At 40.7% G+C, this 25,067-nt stretch carries 16 protein-coding genes and 1 pseudogene; 6 read left to right on the forward strand and 11 right to left on the reverse strand.

All coding sequences use genetic code 11. The annotated features are described in order from the left end of the window. A partial coding sequence (locus EKM69_RS12520; RefSeq protein WP_225423875.1) for a hypothetical protein occupies positions 1-224 on the forward strand: 224 nt, incomplete at its 5' end. A gap of 640 nt (positions 225-864) precedes the next feature. Here EKM69_RS12520 and EKM69_RS08825 read toward each other — a convergent pair. Beyond that, positions 865-1,530 (reverse strand): CPBP family glutamic-type intramembrane protease, encoded by a 666-nt coding sequence (locus EKM69_RS08825; protein WP_125710270.1) that lies wholly within the window; start codon positions 1,528-1,530, stop codon positions 865-867. A 110-nt stretch (positions 1,531-1,640) separates the two neighbouring features. Here EKM69_RS08825 and EKM69_RS08830 point away from each other — a divergent pair, with 110 nt between their 5' ends. Beyond that, complete coding sequence (locus tag EKM69_RS08830; protein ID WP_125710272.1) at positions 1,641-2,717, forward strand: acyltransferase; 1,077 nt, start codon at positions 1,641-1,643, stop codon at positions 2,715-2,717. Continuing rightward, a complete protein-coding gene (locus tag EKM69_RS08835) occupies positions 2,714-2,914 on the forward strand; it encodes a hypothetical protein (RefSeq protein WP_125710274.1) in 201 nt (66 codons plus the stop codon). The genes EKM69_RS08830 and EKM69_RS08835 overlap by 4 nt, the downstream gene beginning before the upstream one ends. Positions 2,915-3,127: 213 nt before the next feature. Here EKM69_RS08835 and EKM69_RS08840 read toward each other — a convergent pair whose 3' ends face one another. The 3 genes and pseudogenes from EKM69_RS08840 to EKM69_RS08850 all read right to left on the reverse strand — a co-directional run bounded on the left by EKM69_RS08840 (position 3,128) and on the right by EKM69_RS08850 (position 8,306). Beyond that, positions 3,128-4,978 carry a collagen-binding domain-containing protein gene (locus EKM69_RS08840; protein WP_125710276.1) on the reverse strand — a complete coding sequence of 617 codons (1,851 nt, stop codon included), beginning with the start codon at positions 4,976-4,978 and terminating at the stop codon, positions 3,128-3,130. An 831-nt stretch (positions 4,979-5,809) separates the two neighbouring features. Beyond that, positions 5,810-6,671, reverse strand: a pseudogene (locus EKM69_RS08845) (aldo/keto reductase). A gap of 672 nt (positions 6,672-7,343) precedes the next feature. Next, the gene (locus tag EKM69_RS08850) at positions 7,344-8,306 is read right to left on the reverse strand and encodes an ABC transporter substrate-binding protein (RefSeq protein ID WP_125710278.1); all 963 of its coding nucleotides are present in this window, start codon (positions 8,304-8,306) and stop codon (positions 7,344-7,346) included. Positions 8,307-8,874: 568 nt separating this feature from the next. Here EKM69_RS08850 and EKM69_RS08855 point away from each other — a divergent pair. Continuing rightward, positions 8,875-9,666 carry an alpha/beta hydrolase gene (locus EKM69_RS08855; RefSeq protein ID WP_125710280.1) on the forward strand — a complete coding sequence of 264 codons (792 nt, stop codon included), beginning with the start codon at positions 8,875-8,877 and terminating at the stop codon, positions 9,664-9,666. 684 nt (positions 9,667-10,350) lie between these two features. On the opposite strand, the gene EKM69_RS08860 is transcribed toward EKM69_RS08855, so the two are convergent. From EKM69_RS08860 to EKM69_RS08880, 5 genes are all read right to left on the reverse strand, one after another. Then, complete coding sequence (locus EKM69_RS08860) at positions 10,351-11,121, reverse strand: (S)-acetoin forming diacetyl reductase (RefSeq protein WP_125710282.1); 771 nt, start codon at positions 11,119-11,121, stop codon at positions 10,351-10,353. Between the two features lie 692 nt (positions 11,122-11,813). Next, positions 11,814-12,812: a LacI family DNA-binding transcriptional regulator gene (locus EKM69_RS08865; protein ID WP_125710285.1), complete on the reverse strand. Its 999-nt coding sequence runs from the start codon at positions 12,810-12,812 to the stop codon at positions 11,814-11,816. Positions 12,813-12,833: 21 nt separating this feature from the next. Further along, a complete protein-coding gene (locus tag EKM69_RS08870; protein WP_125710287.1) occupies positions 12,834-14,303 on the reverse strand; it encodes a UDP-glucose--hexose-1-phosphate uridylyltransferase in 1,470 nt (489 codons plus the stop codon). Then, positions 14,303-15,307, reverse strand: a complete 1,005-nt coding sequence (gene galE, locus EKM69_RS08875; RefSeq protein WP_125710289.1) for a UDP-glucose 4-epimerase GalE — start codon at positions 15,305-15,307, stop codon at positions 14,303-14,305. The genes EKM69_RS08870 and galE overlap by 1 nt, the downstream gene beginning before the upstream one ends. Before the next feature lie 40 nt (positions 15,308-15,347). Continuing rightward, entirely contained in the window at positions 15,348-16,514 is a 1,167-nt protein-coding gene (locus EKM69_RS08880; protein WP_125710291.1) for a galactokinase, read from the reverse strand. A gap of 286 nt (positions 16,515-16,800) precedes the next feature. Here EKM69_RS08880 and EKM69_RS08885 point away from each other — a divergent pair, with 286 nt between their 5' ends. Together EKM69_RS08885 and EKM69_RS08890 are read left to right on the forward strand one after the other, a co-directional pair. Further along, a complete protein-coding gene (locus EKM69_RS08885) occupies positions 16,801-18,690 on the forward strand; it encodes a glycoside hydrolase family 2 TIM barrel-domain containing protein (protein ID WP_125710293.1) in 1,890 nt (629 codons plus the stop codon). Further along, positions 18,674-19,639 carry a beta-galactosidase small subunit gene (locus tag EKM69_RS08890; RefSeq protein ID WP_125710295.1) on the forward strand — a complete coding sequence of 322 codons (966 nt, stop codon included), beginning with the start codon at positions 18,674-18,676 and terminating at the stop codon, positions 19,637-19,639. Before EKM69_RS08885 ends, EKM69_RS08890 begins: the two co-directional genes overlap by 17 nt. A 657-nt stretch (positions 19,640-20,296) precedes the next feature. On the opposite strand, the gene EKM69_RS08895 is transcribed toward EKM69_RS08890, so the two are convergent. Beyond that, entirely contained in the window at positions 20,297-22,240 is a 1,944-nt protein-coding gene (locus EKM69_RS08895; protein WP_125710297.1) for a glycoside-pentoside-hexuronide (GPH):cation symporter, read from the reverse strand. A gap of 271 nt (positions 22,241-22,511) precedes the next feature. Beyond that, the gene (locus tag EKM69_RS08900) at positions 22,512-24,725 is read right to left on the reverse strand and encodes an alpha-galactosidase (protein ID WP_125710299.1); all 2,214 of its coding nucleotides are present in this window, start codon (positions 24,723-24,725) and stop codon (positions 22,512-22,514) included. Between the last annotated feature and the right edge of the window lie 342 nt (positions 24,726-25,067).

The raw sequence follows: 25,067 nt of genomic DNA on the forward strand, positions 1-25,067 counted from the left end.
TTTGCGAATTATGGTATTCTGTTGATGCATCAAGACGAAAAACCTCTTTCATTGTTAGTGTCGGAACTCCAATGATAACTGATTTTTCCGTCTTGGTGTTTTTTTATTCAGATTTTCTTAAGGTGGCTAACTTGATTATAAAATTCGCCGAAAAGAAAAAAAGCGAGAGTGCGAGAGAAACGAGCACGCGAGCCAAAAACAAATTACTGGAAACAAATAAATAGAGAGAGAAAATGCAAGGCGAGAATGCAAGGAACGAGCATTCAAGCCAGAATAAATTAAATAGAGAGAAAAACATATCCAGAAAAAGAGCAAGAGTGCGAGGAACAAGCACGCGAGCCAGAAGCGAAAGCAAGATAACAAAAGGAAATATTTAATCTTATCCAACGAAAAGGAAAACAAAAGATTGCAAAAGTAAGGTAAGTCAGGAAACAAAATGAGCGGAGCTTTAGTCCCGCGAACCGAGAAGCAGCCAGGAGCTCAAAAAGAACAAATCTTGCGCATAAATATAGGAAGCACCTACTCCCCCACTAAACAAAGGGGGGTGATTGCCCAACCTAGGCGGAGGGGCCCGGGGATACACACCTCAGTAGGGAAATTTCACTTGGCAATTTATTGCCTAGTGAAAGACCGAGTTTTGAGATGTCTGGGTGGTCTTCCCAGATAGCTCAAAATCGCGTCCCCTACGTTCCAGTGTGTGTATCCCCGGGCCCCGGAGCGGGCAGTGAACCGCCACACCAAACTACCACCTCTATCCCCAACAACCACCAAAAATCACCAACATCCAGCCAAGCAAAACGCTCCTCGTCCGCCAAAAACTCTCTCACCTCAAGAAAAAAAGCCCTGATCCAAAAAGAATCAAGGCTAAATCATAATAGTACCAATCAAAGCACTAACCATACCCAAAAACACAGGCATCTTCTCATCCTGCGTATACAAATAAGTCAGCGCAAAACAAAAACCAAAAAACATATTCATAAAAAACTGCAAAAACGACCCAGGCAAAGAAATTGCCCCAGCGATCAAACCACTAATCACAATCCCGCCAACAGCACTAGCAGGAGTCGACTTCCTAAAGAAATAATTAAAGAAAAATCCAGTCTGAACCAACTGCTGCTGAACAGAAATAATAAACACATTAGCAATCAAACTAAAAACAAAAACACTCTGATCAGAAGCAGAAACATCATCATTAGCAAACTTAGGCAACTTCCCATTAACCTGCAAATAACTGATCATCATCCGCAAAACAACAATCAAAACAAACATCAAAGAAATAAAACCAATATTATTAACTAACGAATTAAAAAACTTCTTCCGTGGTTCCGCAAACGAACTTCTCTCGTGATTGAATCTCCTGATCATCAATCCTAACGTAAAGATACCGACGATGAAAAAAATAATCGCCATGATATCATTTAAGCCTTTGGCATTGGCAGCGTAGTTCTTAATCCCTAGTGTGGCCACTGAAAAAGCTATCCATACTAAATATCTGACTAAGTCTACACCAGGTGCTTCTCCTACTCGCATATATACTTCTTCCAATTCAAAAAAATTTAACTTCCAACATTATATCATATCCAGACTCTTCATTTTCGTTTGCATTTCATCTATTATGAATAGATATATGGAGGGTTTGTATGGATATTAAAAAGGGAAGAATTTTTTACTTTGATTTTATTCGTGTACTAGCAATTTTTTTAGTTATCTTAATTCACGTCACTGGAATCGACTTGGGGCTCCATGTTGGTTCGACTCAGTGGACGATCACAAAATATTTAAACTACTTTGCTCACGCAAGTGTGCCGATGTTTTTCATGATCTCGGGGGCCTTGTTGCTCAATAGTCCCAAGACTGAATCACTCGGGTACACTTGGAAAAAGCGGATACCACATGTGGTCATCCCCTTTATCCTTTGGTCGTTATTATCGACTTTTTTCATTGCGGTTTATGCACATACATTTTCACTGCCTAACGCTTTGAAAATGTATGCCGTCTTCTTATATCAACCAGTTTCACCAACACTTTGGTTCATGTATCCATTGATCGGCCTGTACGTTTTATCGCCTTTCTTACGGACTCTAGTCAAAGGTGCCGACAACAAAATGCTGTTTTATTTGACATCGATCTGGCTGATCACCAATTCATTGATGCCAACCTTGTCCGCCTTTTTATCAAAAGATTACGCCCACGCACTCGACTTTTATCCCGGTGCCGGCTTCACCTTGATGGGTGGCTACATTGGCTACTTCTTCTTAGGCTACTTGATCAGCCAAATGAACGTCGAAAAAGTCAACGGCTGGCTACTGGCAATCATCGCCTTACTTGCCATGTATTTCGGCGACCTGTACTCAGGTAAATTTCCGAAAACGAATGACCCTTGGAACAATTTTTACGTCACTTCGATTTTCATCGTCATCATGGCAATCGCCACTTACATCTTGCTCCAAAAATGGGGACTCAAGATCAAGGCTCGTCCAGTCAAAAAAGCTTTTTCTTGGCTGTCACCATTAGTCTTCGGGATTTATTTAGTTCACAACATTTTGATCTTATTCCTCGAACCATGGTTCATGAAAAACTTACCTTACACCGGACTATTAGCTACCTTCACGCGTTACTTCGCCATCGCGATCTTAGCAACCTTGATCATCTGGATCTTGCACTTGATCCCAGGGGTCAACTACTTACTGACGGGTTCAACTAGGAAACGTAAATGAGTGAATGGACTTTGATCGATGCTATCTTAACAATTGCCCAATGGTCGCTACTAGTCGCTGTGTATAAGTTATTTCAAAACAAACGTCAAAAACGTGATGACTCGGCAAATAATTCAATGACACAGTTTGCCATCATCATACTCATTGGACTGTTTTTTGCATTACTGACAGTCAATCTTTCAAGGCTTTATCATTAAAAAAAGCGGTACTAGATTTCATCTAGTATCGCTTTTTTTGGACAAAATTTTAGTTTTTATACTGTTGAACGTTTCCCGTTTTATAGTGGAAACGAGTTCCAGCACACAGCGGCCTCCGGTTAACACATGTAGTTGCGGCACGGCTTCGCCGCACCTTGTGCAACTACACGCGTTAATCCTCAGCAACTACCCGTGTGCCTCCACTCTCTTTTTTTAGTCTCTTTTACGTCTGTATACAAATGCTAATCCAGCAGCCAATACCAAACCAACGGCTGTGAGCATTAGTGAATGTTCAGCTCCTGTTTGTGGTAATGTGCCTTGTTTGTTTGCATCAGTAGCATTGTTGTTGAAGTTGACGTCTGTTGATGGTGTTGTGAAGTTTGTTTGGCCGTCTTTTTCATCATCTGGGTCAGTAATCAAATCAACATTGCCTTCGCCTTCAGTTGAACCGTCTGTATCTGGTTGGCCAGGTGTTTCCACGTCAGGTTCTTCAGTACCTGGTGTTTCAATATCAGGAGTTTCTGGATCTGGATCGATTCCAGGGATTTCTGTGCCTGGCTTGTCGGGATCCGGATCTTTGATATTAGGGTTCTCAGGATCAGGATTTTCTGTACCTGGAGTTTCGGTATCTGGGTTTTCAGTTCCTGGTGTTTCTGTTCCTGGTTGTTCTGTACCTGGAGTTTCTGTTCCCGGTGTTTCAGGTTCTGGTTCTTCAGGTTCTTCAATATCAGGCATTTCAACACCTGGATTTGTGATATCAGGTTTTTCGAATTCTTCCTCTTCTTCTTCAAAATCAGTGTCATCTTGGAGGTCCCATCTGTGAGTTTCAGCGTTGACATTTACTTTGTCAGCAATGATGTTACCATCTAAGTTTTGGTTAACATTGATAGTTGAACCTGGTGCTAAGACACTACCTTGGAATGGGGCATCTACATTAATAGTACCTGTGTACAAGTTGTTAGGGTCAGTGTTGTCAGTAAAGTTCCAGAGCAAGTGGTTGTCGCCAAAGTATTCTGTTTCCTTACTGTCTCTATCTGTTCCGTCATCGTACTTGAGCTTGATTGGTGAGTTGACGTTGTAATTCAAATTACCATCAGTTTCCACATTAAAGATCACAGTTGGACCATCTTCAGAACTTGAAAGTCCTTTGATGATCAATGGAGTATTGCTGTTCAATACTTCTGGATCAAGGTTGATGATAATGTGGTTGTTTTCGTTAACAACATAATCACTAACATCGATCACACGGTTGTTCATGTCATCGAAGTCTGAATTAGTTACTGTTTGATTAACAGTTGGTGTGTTAGCTAATTCTGTTGACTTATCTTTGAGCTTGTTAAATTCTTTTTCAAAATCGATGTAAACTTGGCCATTTTTATCTTGGTAAGTTTCACCAGCATCCAAGTGATCAATGTAAGTTCCATCAACTTGAACACGTCTAGGGTTATCAGTGTTGATATCAACATTTTCACCAAAAATAACCTTGTTAGATCTAGTTGGTCCAGCAGAAACGAATGAACTGTTGGCGATGCTAGTAATGTTTTGGATGTAAGAAATTTCTTTGTCGACTAACTCTTCGTGAACGTTAGTACCAAAGTTTACCTTACCGTCCAAATTTTTAACGGCTAAGTTACCGTTAGTATGAGCGTTTAAAGTAGCATCATTTGAAAAAATATGGAAATAAGCTGCGACACCTAAAACGTTGTTGGAAACGTCAGGATAATCGTCTTCGACAGTTCCACCGCTAGGAACGTTGTCATTTGCAGTTGCAACCGGTTGCTCAGAAGCTTGAGTATTTGCCACTGTTGCAGCGTTAGTAGCACTAGTTGTCGATTGAGTAGCTTGTGCCTTTGTCGAAACTGGTGTAGCTGATTGAACAGCTTGAGTAGCTGCTGTATTAGTTGCAGGTTGTACCTCGGTAGTTTGCACATTTGCTTGTGCATTTTGATCAGCTGTAGCGTCAGCTTGAGTGGCGTTAGTAACGATCATAAATGACAAAGCAGCAGCACAAGTAGCTACGCTAGAAACAGCCCACTTGGTGCCTTTTACGTATCTAGAATTCAATGTATTGCTCCCCCTCATTGATTGTTAAATCCTTCATTTTCTGTACGATAAGTTGAAAAAATATTGAATGAAAAATTAGTAGAATATGCATTGTTTTGTTTTTCAACTGATAAGTCAACATTTTTACTTTTTTGGGGTATTAATTGTTGTATTCATTCTAATTATATATTGATATTTTTTTACTTATCGAATGTTACAATTTGATTATTGAACATTTTTTGTTATACGTCAATGATGATTGGATAATTATTTTTATATTTTTTTGGGGGTGTTAATGATTGTTGGTGGGAATTTGGGTTGGTGTATGATGCCGGTTCCGGGGGGCGGGGATACAGCCGCTGGAACGTACCCGACACGATTTTGAGCTATCCGAAGTAAACCGCTTCGGACATCTCAAAACTCGGTCTTTCACTAGGCAATGAAATTGCCAAGTGAAATTTGGGTACTGAGGGCTGTATCCCCGCCCCCCCTCCACCTAGGTTTGTGCTCTATTTCTTTTGGGAATAATTAATACTTTTTTTGGTTTGATACAGCTTTGTTGTTTTGTTTGAGCTGGTATTTTTACCTGTCTGGGTTGGTCCCACCTTGATTCTTTCCCCCTTTTCCCATTATTTCTTCACCACCCCTGCTCTTTACTGCTTTTTCCCTCGGGCTCGACTTTCTCTTAGCTTTCGCTAATAGAAATCTCGCATTTTTTCGGGGCATTTATTGAGGTATATTTTTTTGGATATTCTTACATTTTGGGTAAAAAAATAGCATAACTTCACGTTTTCTTTGTTTTATACGTGTTGTTATGCTTTTTATTTCATTAATTACTTTTCTGTTCTATTACTAGTCTGGTAGTGGTGTGTTGGCAGTTTTTTCTAGGAACTCTTTGTCGTCTGGATCACGGTAGATTCTCTTTCCAGTATCCAGCTCGGCTATTTTTTGCATGTCTTCGTTTGTCAATTCGAAGTCGAAGATGTCGATGTTTTCTTTTAGTCTTGCCTGGTGGATCGACTTTGGTATTACTACGGTCTTTCTTTGGATGTGCCATCTTAAGATCACTTGTGCCACTGTTTTGTGATGCTTAGCTGCTATGGCTTTTAAGACGGTGTCTTCAAAAATCCCATCTGATCCACGGCCCATTGGGCTCCATGCTTCGTGAGCAATGTCGTGATCGTGCAAATACTTCACCAATTCTTTTTGCTGGAAGTATGGATGTGTTTCTACTTGATCGATCACAGGTTTAACATCGGTGTGTGCCATTAAGTCTTCCAGGTGATGTTCTTTGAAGTTTGAAACACCAATAGACTTAACCTTCCCAGCCTTTTGCAACTCTTCCATTGCTTGCCAAGTTTCAATATAGTGATCAGATGGCCAGTGGATCAAATACAAGTCCAAATAGTCCAAACCGAGTTTTTGCAAAGACTTATCAAAAGCAGCCATAGTCTCATCATAACCATGATCACAATTCCAAACCTTAGAAGTAACAAAAAAACTCATCACGAGAAAGTACAGAATCAGCCAAAGCTTCGCCCAACCACTGCTCATTACCATAAAAAGCAGCAGTATCAAAATGACGATAACCAGCCTCAAGAGCCCACTTAACAGCCTCCATAAACTCAGCCTTATCCTTCATCAAAAAAACACCCAAACCAAACTGGGGAATCTTAAAGCCATCATTAAATTCAATCTCAGGAACCTTAACCATAAAATCAACCTCCATCAAATAAATAATTGGAAAATCATTAACACAATTATCTCACAAATAAGAAAAATGAAGCATCCACAACAAAAAAATCCAAGAATAACATGAAGGCAACTTTTCAACCAAATTATCCACAATAAACTATTTAGCAAGCAAAATAAGGCGTTTTTACAAGCGAAGCGAGCAAAGATCAAGAATGAAAAAACGTGGAATAAAAATAAAAATGAGATGAAACGCAACCAAACAAACAACCGATGAAAACATATATATATATCGACAAGATAGGAACAGAAGTCAAACTCCTAGGACCGGAACAAGGATCAGTACCACTGCCAAACCAAAACAACTTACCACTATAAAACTAAGTACCGTACCCCACGAAAAAAGGAGTTTTGTAACACCCTAGGTTCGGTGGAGGGTGGAGGGAATTCGACCGTCAGCCATGAAATTTCACTTGGCGACGAAGGAGCTTAGTGAAAGGCCCAGCTGTGAGATGTCCGGGCGAACTTCCCGGATAGCTCAGAGTGGTGCCCATGGCGTTCCACGGTCGCAATTCCCGGAACCCTCCACCGAACCGGCAGTGAACCCCCCACCAAACAACCCCCACAAACAAAAATCAAACACAAACAAAAAAGCCAGCAAGCAAAATCAGCTCACCGGCTTAAAACAAAAACATTACTTCTTAACCTTATCAACCTTAACCATCACAGAATTCAAAGAAGGACGAGTCTTAATAAGCTTCTGCTTCTTAGCATAAATAGCAGCCTTATCAAAATCAGAACTCTTAACCCGCTTAGAATTACCAAACTTAATCTCCATCTCGTTCATAGCAGCAGCTGACTTACGAGTAGCACCGATTTGAAGAAGTAGAAGATCAGCTGGAGTTAAACCATTCTTAGTCAATTCCTTAGCTGCATCATCATATGAATTGAAGATGTTGTTTAGATCTGTAACACGTTTTGAATAAATATCGCTTGAGAAGGCAATTACATCACCATTTTTGGCATTAGCTTTTTGCTTGTTGATGACTTTGGCGCCGTTCTTCTTAGCGTTTGTAATGAATGGATCTGCTACTACAGCAGCGTCCACTTTCTTAGACTTCAATTGTTTTACACGTGTTGCTTGTTGTTCGACGTTCTTGATCTTAACGTCTTTGAGTTTCATGTTGTTCTTTTTCAAAAGTTGTTGTAGGTAATATTTTGAACCGTCTTGTTTGTTAACAGCAATTTTCTTACCTTTTAGTTTTTTAACATTTTTGAATTTCTTGTTAGCAACTAATCCGTTGTAACCTGTTAAAGTACCGGCAACTTTCCATGACTTGTTCTTCTTGGCAATTTGCGTGAAGTTTACTAAGTCAGTTACGGCTCCGTTGACTGTTCCAGCTTTGATAGCGTCGTTTAATTCAGCTGGTGTTTTGAATTGTTGTAATTCTACAGTAACGTTATGCGCTTGAAAGTACTTTTTATCTTGAGCTACGTAAAATGGCAATGAAGCCACTGATTGTGTCGTACCAATCTTGATCGTAGTATCTGTTGAATCTGCCGCTTTAACATCTTGCATGCTTAAAAGTGGCAATGAGCTTACTATTAATAGTAAAGCTGCAAAAATAAGACCGAGTTTTTTCATAACTCTTCTCATAGTAGTTCCTCCTTTTCCGTTACCACTATAATAATAGTTTTGATAAAAACATTCTACTAATTATAAAATTTAAGCAAAGAAAAGCACTTTACCTGCCCATCCCGCAAGTAAAGTGCTTTTCTTACCTCTAAATTTGTAAAAGTGATTATTTCAAACCACTGAATAATGATGAAAATAATGTCTTGAAGGCACCAAACGCTGAACTATTGAAAGTTGTGAATGATGTGAATAAATTAAGTAAAAAGCTCATCGTAATTTCCTCCCCCTGAAAATATTTATCGTACGACACCAATTAGATTATCACTGAATATTTATTAAACAATACTCACTTATCAATATGATAAGATTGATAATTAAACGTAACACTTTTGCAATTTTTGTAACATAAAATATAATAAAACATAATACGCACAATTATTAAAAAGGTGTATAAAAGAGTTGATGTGCCATGATATAGACATATGCATCTTTACAATATAATTAAGTTCTCCTGAATATTATTTACACCTAGATAAAATACTGATAATTTAATACTGTTAAACATAATAAATTATCGGGGATAACAAACATGAAGAAAAAAATACTTTCTGCGTTGATCGCCATTTCAGCTGTATTACTATTTTTTGTAGTTAAACCACAAACTGCTTCAGCTGCGACGACCGACTCAAACAATGATCCCGTCTTTTTCATCCCAGGAGCCTTTGACAACAACGACTCATGGCAAAAGATGGTTTCGATCTTAGATCCAAACAGTGTCCACCCATTGACTAAATTGAATGCCAATGCGGCTACGAACAAAGTTCTTCGCCAAGATGTTAGAAAGGGACAAGCCGGTCAAAGACCATTTGTCATCGTGCTCTTCCCTGTTAACCAATACCACGAAGATGTCATTAGAAAAGATGGCGATGCTTTACGTGACGCCTTGAACACTTACAACCAAAAGACACCATTTACTAACGGTGACTTCGTCGCTCAATCAAATGGTGGAACGATTACTACAACTTACCTTGAAAAAGATCCATCAGCTTACCACTTCGATCACTTCATTTCGATCGGTACTCCATACAACTTCCAAGCTGGTAACGGTGCAGCAAATACTGCGTTCTTGAATCGTTTGATTCAAAAGAATAATAACTTACCAGATGACTTGGATGTTACTAATGTTATCGGCGCTTCTGGTGATGACGATTCTACTGATGGTGTTGTTTCTCGCGATTCAGCACTTTCTGGTCGTTTGATTTTTGAGGGTAATGTTGGTAGCTTTAAGCAGATGTTTATTACTGGGGAGGATGCTAGCCATGGAAATCAAGAGTCTAGCCCCCAATTCGCTTCTATCGTTTCGGATATTTTAGGTCTTTAATTATTTTCCAACCCTGTTTTTATGGGTTGGATTTTTTTTATTGTATTTTTGGATTGTGGTGGTAGTTTGGGTGGTGGTTCACTGCCGGTTCCGGGGCGGGGCGCTATATGGGACTGGAACGCTGCGGACCTACTTTGAACCAATCGAGCATAACCCGCTCGCTTGTTTCAAAGCTGGGTCTTTCACTAAGCGGTAAACCGCTAAGTGAAATTTCGCGGCTGAGCCCATATAGCGCCCCGCCCCTCCACCTAGATTGATGTAATCAATATCCTTCTCTCTTTTTTATTTGCTCCTTTGATTTGTTTGTTAAGTTGGCTTTATCCGTTCCCTTAGTTTTTGCTGGTCTATCTCAGGTTTGTTTTTTTGGGGTAAGACCTTAGACCACTTCCTTCTCTGTTTATTTATGTATTGAAAAAGCCACCTCATCTGTTTTGATGAAGTGGCTTATTTTTGTATTTCCTTTTGTTCGTTTGATTGAATTGCTAGTTTGATTTCCAAACCTTTTATTTTGAAACCACATGTTGGTATTTTAGTTGCCAAACGTTGCCCGTTTTATAGTGGAAACGCGTTCCAGGGCACAGCGGCCTCCGGTTAACACGGGTGGTCGAGGCACGGCTTTGCCGTACCTTGTTCGACCACCCGCGTTAATCCTCAGCAGCTGACCGTGCCCTTCCACGCTCTTTTTTAATTAAACACCATTCCACCGTCGATGATTAAGGCTTGTCCTGTCATGTAGTTTGAATCTGGACCTGCTAGGTAGGATACGCAGGCTGCTACGTCTTCTGGTTCTGATAGTTTGCCTAGGGCTATGTCTTTGGAGAATTGTTTCATGCCCCATTCGTCGTCTTTGCCGTTTTCTTCTCCTACTCGGTGGGCGATGTCCATCATCATTGGTGTTTTTACGATTCCTGGACAGTAGGCGTTTACAGTGATTCCATCTTTAGCTAAGTCTCTGGCTGCTGTTTGGGTGATTCCTCTGATGGCGAATTTTGTACCACTGTATAGGGCTAAGTTAGGATTCCCTACTTGACCTGCTTGAGATGAGGCGTTGATGATTTTGCCGCCGTGACCTTTTTCTTTGAAGGCTTTGATGGCTGCTTGGATGCCCCAGAGTACGCTTCCTACGTTTACTGCGTATACTTTTTCAAATTGTTCTGGAGTGATGGTGTCGATTGGGGTTGTTGGTCCTAATCCGGCGTTGTTTACTACTACGTTTAGATCTCCTAGTTCAGAAACTGTTTTTTCTACGGCTGCGAATACTTGATCACGATCTGATACATCTACTTGCACGGCGATGGCTTTTCCTGTTTTGTTTAGCTCATCGGCTGTTTCTTTGGCACCGTCTAAGTTGAAGTCGGCTACTGCTACTGCGAAGCCGTCTTTTACTAGTCTTTCGGCGATTGCCTTTCCGATTCCTTGTGCTGCACCTGTTACGAACGCTACTTTTTCTGCCATGATTGCTAGCTCCTTTTTTTCGGTTTTAGGATTGTGAACCTGTATAGCATGATTATAACCATTTGTTGATAACGATTTCAATATTATTATTTAAAATTATGTTTGTCTTATTTGATGTGTTTTGCTTTGTTGTTGGGTTTGGTGGTGTTTTTTCTTTTTATATTGTTCATTTTATCTAAGTTTTGGTATTAATTATTTGATGCTATTTTATTGGATTTGTTTATTTTTTGTTCACAATGTTTGTTTTGTTATGTGTTGGTGGTTGTAGTTTGTGTTGAGGTTCACTGCCGGTTCCGGGGCGGGGCGCTATATGGGACTGGAACGCTGCGGACCCACTTTGAACCAATCGAGCACACCCCGCTCGCTTGTTTCAAAGCTGGGTCTTTCACTAAGCGGTAAACCGCTAAGTGAAATTTCGCGGCTGAGCTCCACCTAGATTGGTCAACAATATCTCTTTTTTTGGTCGGCCCCTTAGTTTTTCTCCCCAAGTTGGCACTTTTTGCGCTCCCTATTTTTTGCGGTCTATCTCAAGTTTTATTTTTTCTTGTATGATTAAGTTCAAAACCTTCCATGCCCTTGAGACCTTTAAAATCTTCAAACCTTCAAAACCTTTAAGGCATCGAAAAAGCCACATGCTTAACCCCGCATGTGGCTTTTTCTCTATTTTTTTTAACCCTTGGTTCTTTTTTCCCTTATTTACTACTTTCCCGTTCTTCTAATTGCGTGCCGATTTCTATTCTTTGAGGAATTTTTCTGCCGGTTTGCAATTGGGATACTACTAGGTTTACTGCTGTTTCTCCCATTAGTTCTGTTTCTACGTTTACGGAACTTAGTTCGGGGAAGACGTAGGTTGCTAAGGATGTGTTGTTAAAACTATATATTTTTACTCGTTCTGGTACGTTTATTTTGGCTGCTTGCAGGGCTTTTAGGGCTCCTGCTGCCATTGGGTCGTTTGCTATGAAGAAGGCGTGTGGTAGGTTGTTTCCTAGTTGTTCTATGGCCTTTTTCATCATTTTGAAGCCCGATTGGCTGGTGTAGTCGCCTTGGAAGATGTACCTTGGATCGTAGGCTTTATGCTTTTCCATCGCCGTTTGGAAGGCATACATTCTTTGGTCTTTTACTTCGGTTTCTAGATCGGTGGATTGTTCGTATCCGTGGATCATGCCGATGTCTTTGATTCCTTTGTTCCAGAAGTAGTCCACTACTTTTTCTACACCTAGTTTGAAGTCGGTTAGGACGCTGTCGAAGCCGGCTGGGAATTGGTCGTCGTCCACGAAGACGATTTTGTCAGTTAACTCGCTCATTGATGCTACTTGGCTCGGACTGAATTTTCCGATGGCTATGATGGCATCTACGTCGGCGTCTAGTTTTCCGGTGTCGCTTTGAAAAATTCTGGTGACGTCGAATTGTTTGGCTTGTCCTTGACGCTCGATTCCCATTCTGATCGACATGTAGTATAAGTCATCTTGTTCTTTTGATTCAGAATACCACTGCACGATGGCTAGTTTCTTTCTAGCTACCGAGTTGTTGTGGGTCTTTCCTTTGCTGTATTGCAATTCATCGGCTACTTTAAAAATCCGTTGCCGTGTTTCGTCGCTGACAGACAAAGTTTGATCGTAGTTCAAAACTCTGGAGACTGTTGCTAACGAAACACCAACCTCTTTTGCAATATCTTTTAATGTTGTCGCCATGCAATGTCCCCCAAAAAAATTTTACTTATTTGCTTTGATTGCTTCGATGAAACGATCGAAGGCTTGTTTTCCTTGGTCATCCCATTTGAATACTCCGGCATCTTCTAGTACGCGACCGAAGACTTTGCCGACTTCTTGATCAACGATTTGTTTTACGTTGTCGTCGGTAAATTCATATTGTTCTTTCAGAGCATCTGCCCATGGTTGATGAATCTCTGCTATTTGATTATGACGATTCAAGAGATAATTTTCAACCTCATGTAATTCATCTTTCAAACGTGCTGGTAAAATAGCTCTTCCCATTACTTCGATCAAACCGATATTTTCCTTTTTGATGTGTTGAACATCTTGATGTGGATGGAAAATGCCGTCTGGATATTGTTCTGATGTTTGGTTATCACGCAAAACGATGTCTAAGACATATTTGTCACCGCGTTTGTATGCAATCGGTGTTGTAGTGTGATGACGTTGTCCATCAGTATAGGCACGAACGTCGACACTTTCATCAGAATAATCTTTCCAGAAATTGTGGATCTGAGTAGCTGCCTCGATCAATTGGCTAGGATTTTGTCCGGTCAAACGGATGGTCGACATTGGCCATTTGACGATGCCTGCTTCTACCCCTTCAACGCCTAAATCGATCGATTTTTCGATCGGTGCTTTCATCATTGGGAAGTCGTGACGACCTCCTTGATAGTGTTCGTGAGAAAGCATTGATCCACCAACAATCGGTAGGTCGGCATTGCTTCCGACAAAGTAATGTGGGAATTGTTGGACGATGTCTAACAAGTTAGTAAAAGTTTGGCGGTCGATCACCATTGGACGGTGGACCTTGTCTAAGAAAATCGAATGTTCACCAAAGTAGGCATAAGGTGAATATTGGAAGCCCCAAGTGTTACCGCCGATCGTCATTCTGACGATACGATGATTGCTTCTGGCTGGATAGCCCAAGCGACCTTTGTAGCCTTCATTTTCCATGCACAATTGGCAAAGTGGATAACCGTTTTGTGGTTGGTTTCTGGCTGCTGCGATAGCTTTAGGATCTTTTTCTGGTTTAGAAAGATTGATGGTGATCTCTAAGTCACCGAAGTCAGTCTTACCAGCAAATTCAATGTTTTTTGCGATAGCACGCGTTTTGATGTAATCATTTTTCTTACTTAATTCGTAAAAATAATTGGTAGCTTTTTCAGGATCTTCTTCGTACTTGTCCCAAAAAGTATGGTTCAACTCTGATGGCAGTGGTGTGACTAGATCCATCAATTGGTCGGCCAAAATGTCCTTATCTGATTGCGAGTCTTCGATCTTGCCGTTGTTGACAGCCGTTTGAACTAAAGCATCAGTTAAATCAACTAGTTCATCACTACTACTTTCAACAGCATTATCGTCTCCGACTAAGCCAAAAACTTTGTTTTGGATGTAGATCTGGTCTAGTGGTGAAAAATCAGATGGCGAATCAATAACTTGTTGAACAAATTTATCAACAGTTGTCATTAATCTTTGCCTCCCCGGTCGTTGTAACCTTCTGGATGACTTTGTTTCCAAGTCCAAGCTGTCTTGATGATCTCTTTGACATCATCGAATTGTGGGTCCCAACCTAAGATAGTTCTAGCTTTGTCACTAGCAGCGACCAAAGTACTTGGATCACCGGCACGACGGCCAGCCATAACTGCAGGGATTGGTTTACCTGTTACTTCACGGGCAGCATCAAGCATTTGTTTGTTTGAGAAACCAGTTGATGAACCGAGGTTGAAGGCATCACTGTCATTGCCTTTCTTCAAGTATTCGAAGGCCAAAATATGAGCATCTGCTAAGTCAACTACGTGGACATAGTCACGGACGTTAGTACCATCGGCTGTTGGATAGTCGTCACCAAAGATTTGAAGTTGGTCACGTTCACCGGCAGCTACTTGCAAAATAATTGGTACTAAGTGAGTTTCTGGATGGTGATCTTCACCAATACTACCATCTGGTTTAGCACCAGCAACGTTGAAGTAACGAAGGGCGATGAACTTGATTCCGTAGGCTACGTCAGACCAGTGCATGATCTTTTCCATAGCTAGCTTACTTTCACCGTATGGGTTCGTTGGAATCTGTGGGTCAGTTTCCTTAATTGGAATTTGTTTAGGCTCACCGTAAGTTGCAGCAGTTGATGAGAAGACGATCTTTTTAACATCATGTTTGTGCATAACTTCCAACAACTTGACCATACCAGCCGTGTTGTTGTCGAAATACTTCAAAGGATCTTTCATTGATTCTGGAACGATCGAGAAGGCAGCAAAGTGGATCACACCTTCAACGTCTTCTTTTTCAAAAACTTGGTCCATGAAGTTCGTGTCAGCGACGTCACCTTCGTAAAAACGAGCCTTGTCGTTAACGGCTGCTCTGTGTCCTGTAACCAAGTTATCGACAACAGCGACATCGTATCCTTTTTCGATCAAACGATCGACTGTATGTGAACCAATATATCCTGCTCCACCTAATACTAAAATTGCCATGTGAAATTCCTCCAAAAAAATTTTTTAAAAAGTTTTGTTATTAAGCTAATTCTCTAGGACCGTCTGCGATTTCAGCAATGTAAAAGTCTGCATCGTATCCAACGGCTTCTTTATATGCTTTACCGACGTTTTCTTTGAATGCGTCGACCTTGTTTTTGTTGACGATGGCGATAGCACAGCCACCGAAACCGGCACCAGTCATTCTGGCACCTAAGACTCCTGGTTGTTCCCAAGCATTTTCTGCTAAGATATCTAATTCTTTACCAGTTACGGCATAGTCAAAGTGTAGTGAAACGTGTGAAGCTGTCACTAAATGACCGAAACTAGTTAGATCATTGTCGGCTAATGCTTTGGTAGCCTTGATAGTTCTTTGGTTTTCAAAAACAGCGTGACGGGCACGTTTGATCAATGTTTCATCGTTGATCAAGTAAGCTGCTTCATCAAATTGGTCTTCGTTTAGATCACCGAGTGATTTGATGTCGAGTTTTGTTTGAAGACGTTTCAATGCTTCTTCACATTCTGAACGTCTTTCGTTGTATTTTGAATCAGCCAATTCACGACGTTTATTCGTGTTCATGATGACGATAACGTTATCACCCAATTCAACTGGAGCGTATGAATAATCCATCGTATTAGTATCGAGCAAGATAGCTTGATCTTTTTTACCCATACCTACAGCGAATTGGTCCATGATACCAGAGTTAACACCGATGTAGTTGTTTTCGTCTTTTTGACCAGCTTTTACTAAATCTAATTGTTCAACGTCAAGGTCGAAGACATCTTTCAAGATCTCACCCATCAACAATTCGATCGAAGCTGATGATGAAAGTCCAGCACCGTCTGGTAAGTTACCGTGGACGAACAAGTCGAATCCATGATCAAATTTATATCCTGCTTCGGTTAATTCTTTGATCATCCCTTTAGGATAATTAGTCCAACCAGCTGCTTTATCGTAAGCCAAGTCGTTGATATCGAAGCTTACAACACCTTGATCAGGAATGTTAGCTGAATACATTTGAACGGTCGTGTCTTGACGACTAGCATAAACGGCGTAAGTTCCTAAACTGATAGCACATGGGAAAACATGGCCACCATTGTAATCAGTATGTTCACCGATCAAATTAATTCGACCTGGTGAGAAAAAGACTCTTTCAGGCTTGCTGTCATAGATCTTCGAAAATTCTTCTTTCAATTCACTGGTTTTCATAATTAAAAATCCTCCGGGTTGTTTTACTAAAATTTTATTAACTATAATATAAAACATTTTCATAGTTTTGTAAACACTCTAACCGCCTTTAAATCAAAAATGGTAGCGTTTGCCATTTTATAGAGTTTAGAAACCAGGCATTCAATAATGATAAGATAATTCTGCTTTTTACCGAATTTATTTAGTTAAAGTTTAACTAAATTTCCTATACAAAAAATTATGAATGTTTTATGATAGACACATGTAAGCGTTTTATGCTTATCCATAAATTGGAAGGAGATTCTCTATGAAAGCTGATATTAAATGGCTCGACGACCCGGAAGTTTTCCGTGTCGAACAATTACCTGCTCACAGCGATCATTATTTTTACCAGTCAAAATCTGAAATCGATCACCAAAGTAGTTACGTTCACAGTTTAAACGGTACTTGGCAATTTAATTTTGCCAAAACTCCGCAACAACGTCCACTCGATTTTTATCAAGAAGATTTCGACGCGACTGGATTTGATCAGATCAAGGTACCAGGTCACATTGAATTGGCGGGCTATGCCCAAGTTCAATACATCAACACTTGGTATCCTTGGGAAGGAAAAATTTTCCGTCGTCCTCCATATACCGTCGACCCTGATCATTTAACACCCGGCATTTTCAGTGAAGCTGAAGACAATTCTGTCGGCTCATATTTGAAAAAATTCGACTTACCAAAAGGATTCGACGACAAGCAAGTCATCCTCCAATTCCAAGGCGTTGAACAAGCCATGTACGTCTGGTTCAACGGCCAATTCATCGGATACGCTGAAGACAGCTTCACTCCTTCAGAATTCGATTTAACTCCATATATTAAGAAAGAAAACAATGTCCTAGCTGTCCGCGTCTACAAGCACTCGACAGCTTCATACCTTGAAGATCAAGACATGTTCCGATTCTCCGGTATTTTCCGCGACGTTAACTTACTTGCATTACCTCCTGCCCACATTAATGATCTCGACATCAAACCGGTCGTTAATGAAGACTTCCAGTCAGGTGTCCTAAACGTCGCAACGAAGATGATCGGTCAAAAAGTCGAACACGCCAAATTAAAACTTAGCGTGACCGACGCTGACGGCCAACTGCTTGCTACTCAAGAACAAGCTAGTGCTGAAAAAGTTACTTTCGATCAATTAGCTTTTTCCGAGATAAATCTTTGGTCACCAAAATCACCTTATCTTTATAACTTAATGATCGAAGTCATCGACGAAAATGGTAAAACCATCGAAGTAGTCCCTTACCAGTTTGGCTTCCGGAAAGTTGAATTACGTGACGACAAAGTCATTTATGTCAACAATAAGCGCCTCGTCATCAATGGCGTTAACCGCCACGAATGGAGTGCCAAAACCGGTCGGGCAATTACTGTCAACGATATGCAGTCTGACATCAAAACGATGCAAGACAACAATATCAATGCTGACCGGACTTGCCACTATCCTGACCAGATTCCTTGGTACTACCTTTGCGACCAAAACGGGATCTACTTGATGGCCGAAAACAACCTCGAATCTCACGGAACTTGGCAAAAAGCCGGTGCTATCGAGCCTTCTGTCAATGTACCTGGAGACAATCCGCACTGGTTAGAAGTTGTGCTCGACCGTGCCAGATCAAATTACGAATTGTTCAAAAATCACACTTCGATCATCTTCTGGTCACTCGGAAATGAATCGTGGGCCGGTAGCGACATCGCCGCAATGAATAAATTTTACAAAGACCACGACGATTCCCGTCTAACTCACTACGAAGGTGTAGTATATCAACCTGACCTTAAAAATAGCATATCCGATGTCGAAAGTCGGATGTACGAAAAGCCCGAAAATATCATCGAATATTTAGAAAATGACCCACAAAAACCATTTTTAGATTGCGAATACATGCATGACATGGGTAACTCTTTAGGTGGCATGAATTCATACAACGACCTAGTCGACAAATACCCAATGTACCAAGGCGGCTTCATTTGGGACTTCATCGACCAAGCACTCTTCGTAAAAGACGAAGTCACTGGCAAAGAAGTCTTAAGATACGGAGGCGACTTTGACGAACGTCACTCCGATTACGAATTTTCTGGAGACGGACTAATGTTCGCCGATAGAACTGAAAAACCAGCAATGCAGGAGGTGAAGTATTACTATGGCTTACACAAATAACAAATTAAACGTCGTCTTCAGTGATGGTACCTTAGGTTTAGGTGGCGAAGACTTCCACTACATTTTTAGTTACGAACGAGGCGGATTAGAGTCCATGCTGATTCAAGGAAAAGAATGGCTCTATCGCACACCAACACCAACTTTTTGGCGAGCAACAACCGATAACGACCGAGGCAGTGGCTTCGTCGTCAAATCAGCTCAATGGCTAGCAGCTGACATGTTCAGTACTTGTGAAAAAATCGAGTTGACCGTCGACAACGAGAAATTCGACCAACTACCGATCGCACCGTACAACAACCAGTACAACGGCAACGAAACAGCCGAAACAGTCGCCATCAAGTACACTTACAAAACTAACACCATCCCTAGTACAACAGTCGATGTAACTTACACTGTAACGGCAGACGGCAAGATCAACATCCATCAACGCTTCCAGGGAAATCAAGACTTACCAGAATTGCCAGCACTAGGTTTAAGACTAGTGATTCCAACAACAGCCAAAAGTTTTGACTACGAAGGATTATCGGGTGAAACCTATCCTGACAGAATGGCCGGGGCAACCAGAGGAACTTACCACGTAGAAGGCTTACCAGTAACACCCTACATCGTCCCTCAAGAATGCGGCATGCACATGGACAACAGCAAGTTAACAATAACTCGCACCACAACGCAAAATAACGCCGACAACAATCCTCAGCCATTCAGCCTGTCGATCAAAAAAGCCGACAAAAACTTCAACTTCAGCGCCCTACCATACACGCCAGAAGAACTAGAAAACGCCACGCACCAAGAAGAACTACCTCCAGCAAGAAGAACAGTCCTAACCATCTTCGGTGCAGTCCGCGGAGTCGGCGGAATAGATAGCTGGGGCACAGACGTAGAAAGCAAATACCACATCAGTGCCAAAAAAGACATAGACTTCGAATTCAACATCGAAATCAACAAATAAAGCACCGCAATAAAATCATCAGAATACACAAAAGACGCTCAAAGATAATTGAAAAATTATCAAAAAGCGTCTTTTTTAATGCAAAAAAAATCGTATCAACTTTAAAACGTTAGCGTAAAGGTAAAAACTCAAATATCTAACAATAAACTCCTTTGCTTCTCGGTTTGGCTTTGGGTTTGGGTTTGGGTTTGGCTTTAGATCTTACCAACAATCATAGAAAATGAGATAGACCGCAAAACCTAGGACGCGCAAAAAGTGCCAATTTGCACAACAAAAATCGGGCCCAATCCAAAAAAAGGGGGATTGTTGCACTATCTAGACGGAGGGGCCCGGGGATACAGACCTCAGTGGTGAGATTCACTTGGCGACGAAGGAGCTTAGTGAAAGGTGCAGTTTTGAAACAAGCGAGCGCACCTTGCTCGATTGGTTCAAAATGGGCCCACCACGTTCCAGCGTCTGTATCCCCGGGCCCCGGAGTCGGCAGTGAACCTCAACACAAACTACCACCACAAACCCCAAACACACCTAAAATCACCAACGCCACCACAAGCAAAACGCTTCTCGTCTGCCAAAAACTCTCTCACCTCTAGTAACAAGCTCTCTCACCTAACAACAAAAAAGCCTCCAGCCGCATCTACGGCTGAAGGCAAAGAATTATTATCTAGTAGGATCAATTCCTGACATCTCACCAACAACATCCCCATGAGTAACCTCACCAGAAGTCTTAGTAAATGAAAGTGAATCAATACGATCATGGTTAGTAATCACAACCATAACAGTGTCGTCCAATCCGGCTGCGGCAATAGCAGGAGCCCAGAACTCAATAAGTTCTTGTCCAGCCTTAACCTTATCACCCTTCTCAACATATTGAACAAAACCAGTACCACGCATATCAACAGTACCAACACCAATATGGATCAAAGTCAAAACACCAGAATTAGAACGTAAACCAATAGCATGACGAGTAGGGAAAGTAGCCTCTACCACACCATCAAATGGAGCATAAACACCACCATCAGAAGGCTTAATAGCAAATCCTTTACCCATCTTACCAGAAGCAAAAGTCTTATCAATAACTTGATCAAGTGGCATCAAAGTACCAGAAACTGGCATTTGATACTTCGTAGCACCAGAAGCATCAACTTCTTGTTCGATCTCTTCCATCGACTCATCAGTATCCAAATGTTTGTGCCATGTTTTTTCAAGTTCGTTAACGATATCTGAATGCATCTTTTCATCAAGTTTAACTTTCTTAAAGAAGATGAATGTAGCAATCAATACTAATACGGCAGGAACACCGAACATCATAAATTTAAAGATCACTTGACCGCTAGTAGTAATGTCACCAGCGGTTGCACCGGCAGTCATACCGGCAACAACTGCAGTAAGAGCAACAACACCATTAGCTAAAGCTCCACCTAATTTATCCAAAAGTGGACGAACTGACAATGTTAATGATTCATCACGGTGTCCAAATTTCAACTGACCATATTCGACGGAATCACTTAAAACCATTAGAACAACTAAGAAAATAAGTGGTTGTGGAATATAGAACAATGCAGCTGAAATGTAGATCATTAAGAGGGAATTACCTGAAATTGTATATAAGATCAAGGAAATGATCATAAGTGCAATGGCTAGGAAGAAGACTTTTCTACGACTGAACTTTTGAGCTAATGGAGGGAATGCCAAAACGGCGAAGATTCCGATAACACCATTGATCAAAGCTAAGTAAGAATATTGTCCAGCTTTTCCTAAGATATAAGTAAAGTAATAAAGTTGAAGTGAGTTAGTAATGGCAATACCAGCAGCGTACAATCCATATGATAATGACATCCACATCAACTGGTCGTTACGTCCCAACACTTTAAAGACATCTTTGAAAGAAGTTTTTTCAACATTCTTCCGTAATTCTGAATCGTTTTCTTTAGTACCTAAAGCAACAACGATAGCTGAAACGAAAGCAGTAATAGCAATAACTAGACCAAAGGCGAACCATCCACGGTTATCACCTTGTCCGTGGTTTGAATTAACTGAGAACAACAATACGATTGGCATAACAACAACACCAACAATATTTTGTCCAATATTAGAACCAACACGGGCATATGTAGCAGTTTTTTCACGTTCTTTTGAATCGAAGGAAATGGCAGGTATCATTGACCAGAAACCAACATCCTTAAATGAGTAAAAAATATCCATTGTGATATACAAAATAGCGAAAACAATTAAGTAAACAATTGGACTAGAAACATTCAATCCACCGATACTAGTAAATAAGATAGCCATTACGATAGAGCCAATTGTTCCACCAGCAACGATCCATGGCTTGAAATGTCCCCATTTTGAATTAGTTTTATCGATTGCATTACCGATCATTGGATCAATTGCCAACTCAACGAATCTTAACGCAGCAATGATGAATCCCATAGCCGCGATCATCTTTGTCGTTTGACCGTTTGAATCACCGGTAAACAAGTGACCTGTAACAAAAATCATAAAATATTGTGACAATGTTGCATAAAAGGCATCATGTCCAAAAGCACCAAACGAATATGATAGTCGTGAAATAATTTTATGTTTACTACTTTCAACTTCCATATCTTCTTCTCTCCGTTCCCTAAATATATGATAATCAATACTTAAAATGTAATCGTTTACAGTTAAAAAGTCAACGTTATTTTAGTAAATGTTTTGTAAATTGTTAGTGATATGACTATTAAAAAAATAAATATCATAGCCTATAATCCTTGTCGTACAAGGAATGAAAGCTGCTTTAACTTTTTAACTAAAAATACGATTATTTTTTTATTAATAAAAGACAGTAAAAAAGAACTCTTGATCAAGATATCAAAAGTTCCTTTAAAGCAGCTTAAACTTCTTTAGCAATTAGTAAATCAGAATGAAAGTCGGATGAATATTTACCATCGACTTGTGCCATTTTGATGAAGTAGCCGGCATGCATTAATTCATCGCCGTAAAAGACTTCTTCAGAGTCATTAACGGTATATTTCTTTTCGGGGTCTAAGCCAACGAAGTATTGTCTTTGATAAGCAACGCTTGGGTGATTCAATAGTTGATAACGTCCAACGATTGCTTGTGATTTGTCGTCTGATACCACTTCCCAACTGGAAATATTGCCGTCTTTTTCAAACGGACTGTCGATCCGGTAAAATTTACCAAACTGGAATAGTGGACGATATTTTTTATAAAATTCGATCTGTTGCTTTGTCTGTTTTAGTTCTTCTTCGGACATTTTAGTAATGTCTAACTCGTAGCCGAGGTCGCCAAAGAAAGCCACCGCTCCACGTGTGTTGAGCGATGTGATTCGACCATTTTGATCGTTTGGTACTGCTGAGACGTGGGCTCCCATCATTGAAAGTGGATAACCATAAGAAGTTCCGTATTGGATCTTGATCCGTTCAACGGCATCGGTGTCGTCACTAGTCCAAGCTTGGGGTGCATAATACATCATTCCGAGATCAAAACGCCCACCACCGGAAGCACAAGATTCAAATAAAACATCTGGGAAAGCTTTCGTTAGTTGATCGTAAAGGCGATAAACTCCCAACATGTAACGGTGGGCAAACTCAGCCTGTTGTTCTGGTTTGAGATAGCGACTGAATGTGTCGGTAATGTTTCGATTCATATCCCACTTGATATAGTCCAACTTAGTATCGGTCATGATCTGACTGATTTTTTTATACAAGTAATCGACCACTTCCGGTTTAGCCATATCGAGCACGAATTGATGACGACTTGGAATCAATTGAGCGTTAGGGTCACCGACCATCCAATCAGGATGGTCTTCGTGGAGTTTCGACTTGCAAGAGATCATTTCTGGTTCGAACCAAAGACCGAACTTCATCCCCAATTCATGAACTTGCTCGCTGAAATGGCCTAACCCATTCGGGAATTTTGCCTTATCAACGAACCAGTCGCCCAGTGAAGTAGTATCGTCATCACGCTTGCCAAACCAGCCATCGTCAAGTACAAACATTTCAACACCGAGAGCATGGGCTTTGTTAACAATCGTCATCAATTTCTTCTCATCAAAGTCGAAGTAAGTAGCTTCCCAGTTATTGATCAAGATGGGCCGTTCTTGTTTAGCAAATTTTGGTGTGACTAAGTGCTCAGTGTAAAAAGCACCCATTTGTTGTGATAGTTGATTCATGCCCTTATCAGTAAAGCTGAGGATGGCTTCGGGAGTTTGGAAACTAGTCCCACTCTTCAAGTTCCAAGCAAACTCATCTGGATTGATTCCAAGCAAGACACGACTAACATTGAATTGGTCGACTTCAATCGAGTCTTTAAAGTTACCTGAATAAACTAAATTAAATCCAAAGACTTCCCCACTTTGCTCGTTAGTATCAGGACGAGCCAACATAATGAATGGATTTTGTTGATGGCTAGATGCAGCCCGTAAACTGTCGACACTTTGAACGCCAGGACGTAATCGATTGCGATACAAATGACGTTCTCGAGCCCAGTTACCAGAAAATTGTAAAAAGTCGTAATCGGCATCTGGTAAATCTAATTGTGAACTGAAAGCTTTGTTGATCTGATAGTCAGCAGCAGTTGAATTGATAAAAGTACTGCTACGAACGATGACATCTTGATGAGGAAAAATCGTATAGTTGATATCGAGGTTCAAGTCAGTGATCTGATCCTTCAAATTAAAAATCAAAGTTTGTGCATCATCGTTAGTATCGTCAAAAGTGGATGGCAAATCTTTTAGACGGCTTTTTCCGTCTTTAATAGCGTAGTTTTGAAATTTGAATTCGGTGATACGACTACCATTGGGCTGTTCGATCTGGAAGGCCGGATAACGATAGTCACCCTTTCCGAAACTGGCGTATTCTTGTTTGATCAGTTCGGGCTGAAAGTCTGGTAGGCCTTCACTTAGTGCCGGTGTGGAATCATGGATCTCACGGGTCATGATGTTGTCGTATGATTCTTTGGTATGGATTTTTGGTCCGTAATAGACTTGGCCTAGTTCGCCGTTTTCTAGGACTTTGATAATGTAGCTGGTGTGGTCAGTTTGAAGATGAAATATGGTTTTTGATTGGTTGATTGTGATAGTCATTTTTATTCCCCTCGTTTTGATAGTTTTATGTATGCGGTTTCAGTTTGAGGGTACATTATTGGTTTAGTTAAAATCAAGTAAAATTATTGTGTTGAGGTGGTAGTTTTGGTTGAGGTTCACTGCCGACTCCAGGGCCCGGGAATACACACACTGGAACGTAGGGGACACGATTTTGAGCTATCCGAGAAGATCGCTCGGACATCTCAAAACTCGGTCTTTCACTAGGCAATAAATTGCCAAGTGAAATCTCCCTACTGAGGTGTGTATTCCCGGGCCCTTCCGTCTAGATAGTACAACTATCCCTTTTTTGTTAGGTTGGGAGTAGGTGCTTCCTGGATGTTT

It is taken from the genome of Companilactobacillus zhongbaensis, assembly GCF_003946515.1.
GTDB lineage: Bacteria > Bacillota > Bacilli > Lactobacillales > Lactobacillaceae > Companilactobacillus > Companilactobacillus zhongbaensis.

What these genes read in the sequence shown, in the direction of transcription:
- EKM69_RS08880 (WP_125710291.1), bottom strand. Translation starts at nt 16,514, where the DNA reads ATGAAAACCAGTGAATTGAAAGAAGAATTTTCGAAGATCTATGACAGC.
- galE (WP_125710289.1), bottom strand. Translation starts at nt 15,307, where the DNA reads ATGGCAATTTTAGTATTAGGTGGAGCAGGATATATTGGTTCACATACA.
- EKM69_RS08865 (WP_125710285.1), bottom strand. Translation starts at nt 12,812, where the DNA reads ATGGCGACAACATTAAAAGATATTGCAAAAGAGGTTGGTGTTTCGTTA.
- EKM69_RS08870 (WP_125710287.1), bottom strand. Translation starts at nt 14,303, where the DNA reads ATGACAACTGTTGATAAATTTGTTCAACAAGTTATTGATTCGCCATCT.
- EKM69_RS08830 (WP_125710272.1), top strand. Translation starts at nt 1,641, where the DNA reads ATGGATATTAAAAAGGGAAGAATTTTTTACTTTGATTTTATTCGTGTA.
- EKM69_RS08895 (WP_125710297.1), bottom strand. Translation starts at nt 22,240, where the DNA reads ATGGAAGTTGAAAGTAGTAAACATAAAATTATTTCACGACTATCATAT.
- EKM69_RS08835 (WP_125710274.1), top strand. Translation starts at nt 2,714, where the DNA reads ATGAGTGAATGGACTTTGATCGATGCTATCTTAACAATTGCCCAATGG.
- EKM69_RS08825 (WP_125710270.1), bottom strand. Translation starts at nt 1,530, where the DNA reads ATGCGAGTAGGAGAAGCACCTGGTGTAGACTTAGTCAGATATTTAGTA.
- EKM69_RS08850 (WP_125710278.1), bottom strand. Translation starts at nt 8,306, where the DNA reads ATGAGAAGAGTTATGAAAAAACTCGGTCTTATTTTTGCAGCTTTACTA.
- EKM69_RS08890 (WP_125710295.1), top strand. Translation starts at nt 18,674, where the DNA reads ATGGCTTACACAAATAACAAATTAAACGTCGTCTTCAGTGATGGTACC.
- EKM69_RS08900 (WP_125710299.1), bottom strand. Translation starts at nt 24,725, where the DNA reads ATGACTATCACAATCAACCAATCAAAAACCATATTTCATCTTCAAACT.
- EKM69_RS08855 (WP_125710280.1), top strand. Translation starts at nt 8,875, where the DNA reads ATGAAGAAAAAAATACTTTCTGCGTTGATCGCCATTTCAGCTGTATTA.
- EKM69_RS08885 (WP_125710293.1), top strand. Translation starts at nt 16,801, where the DNA reads ATGAAAGCTGATATTAAATGGCTCGACGACCCGGAAGTTTTCCGTGTC.
- EKM69_RS08860 (WP_125710282.1), bottom strand. Translation starts at nt 11,121, where the DNA reads ATGGCAGAAAAAGTAGCGTTCGTAACAGGTGCAGCACAAGGAATCGGA.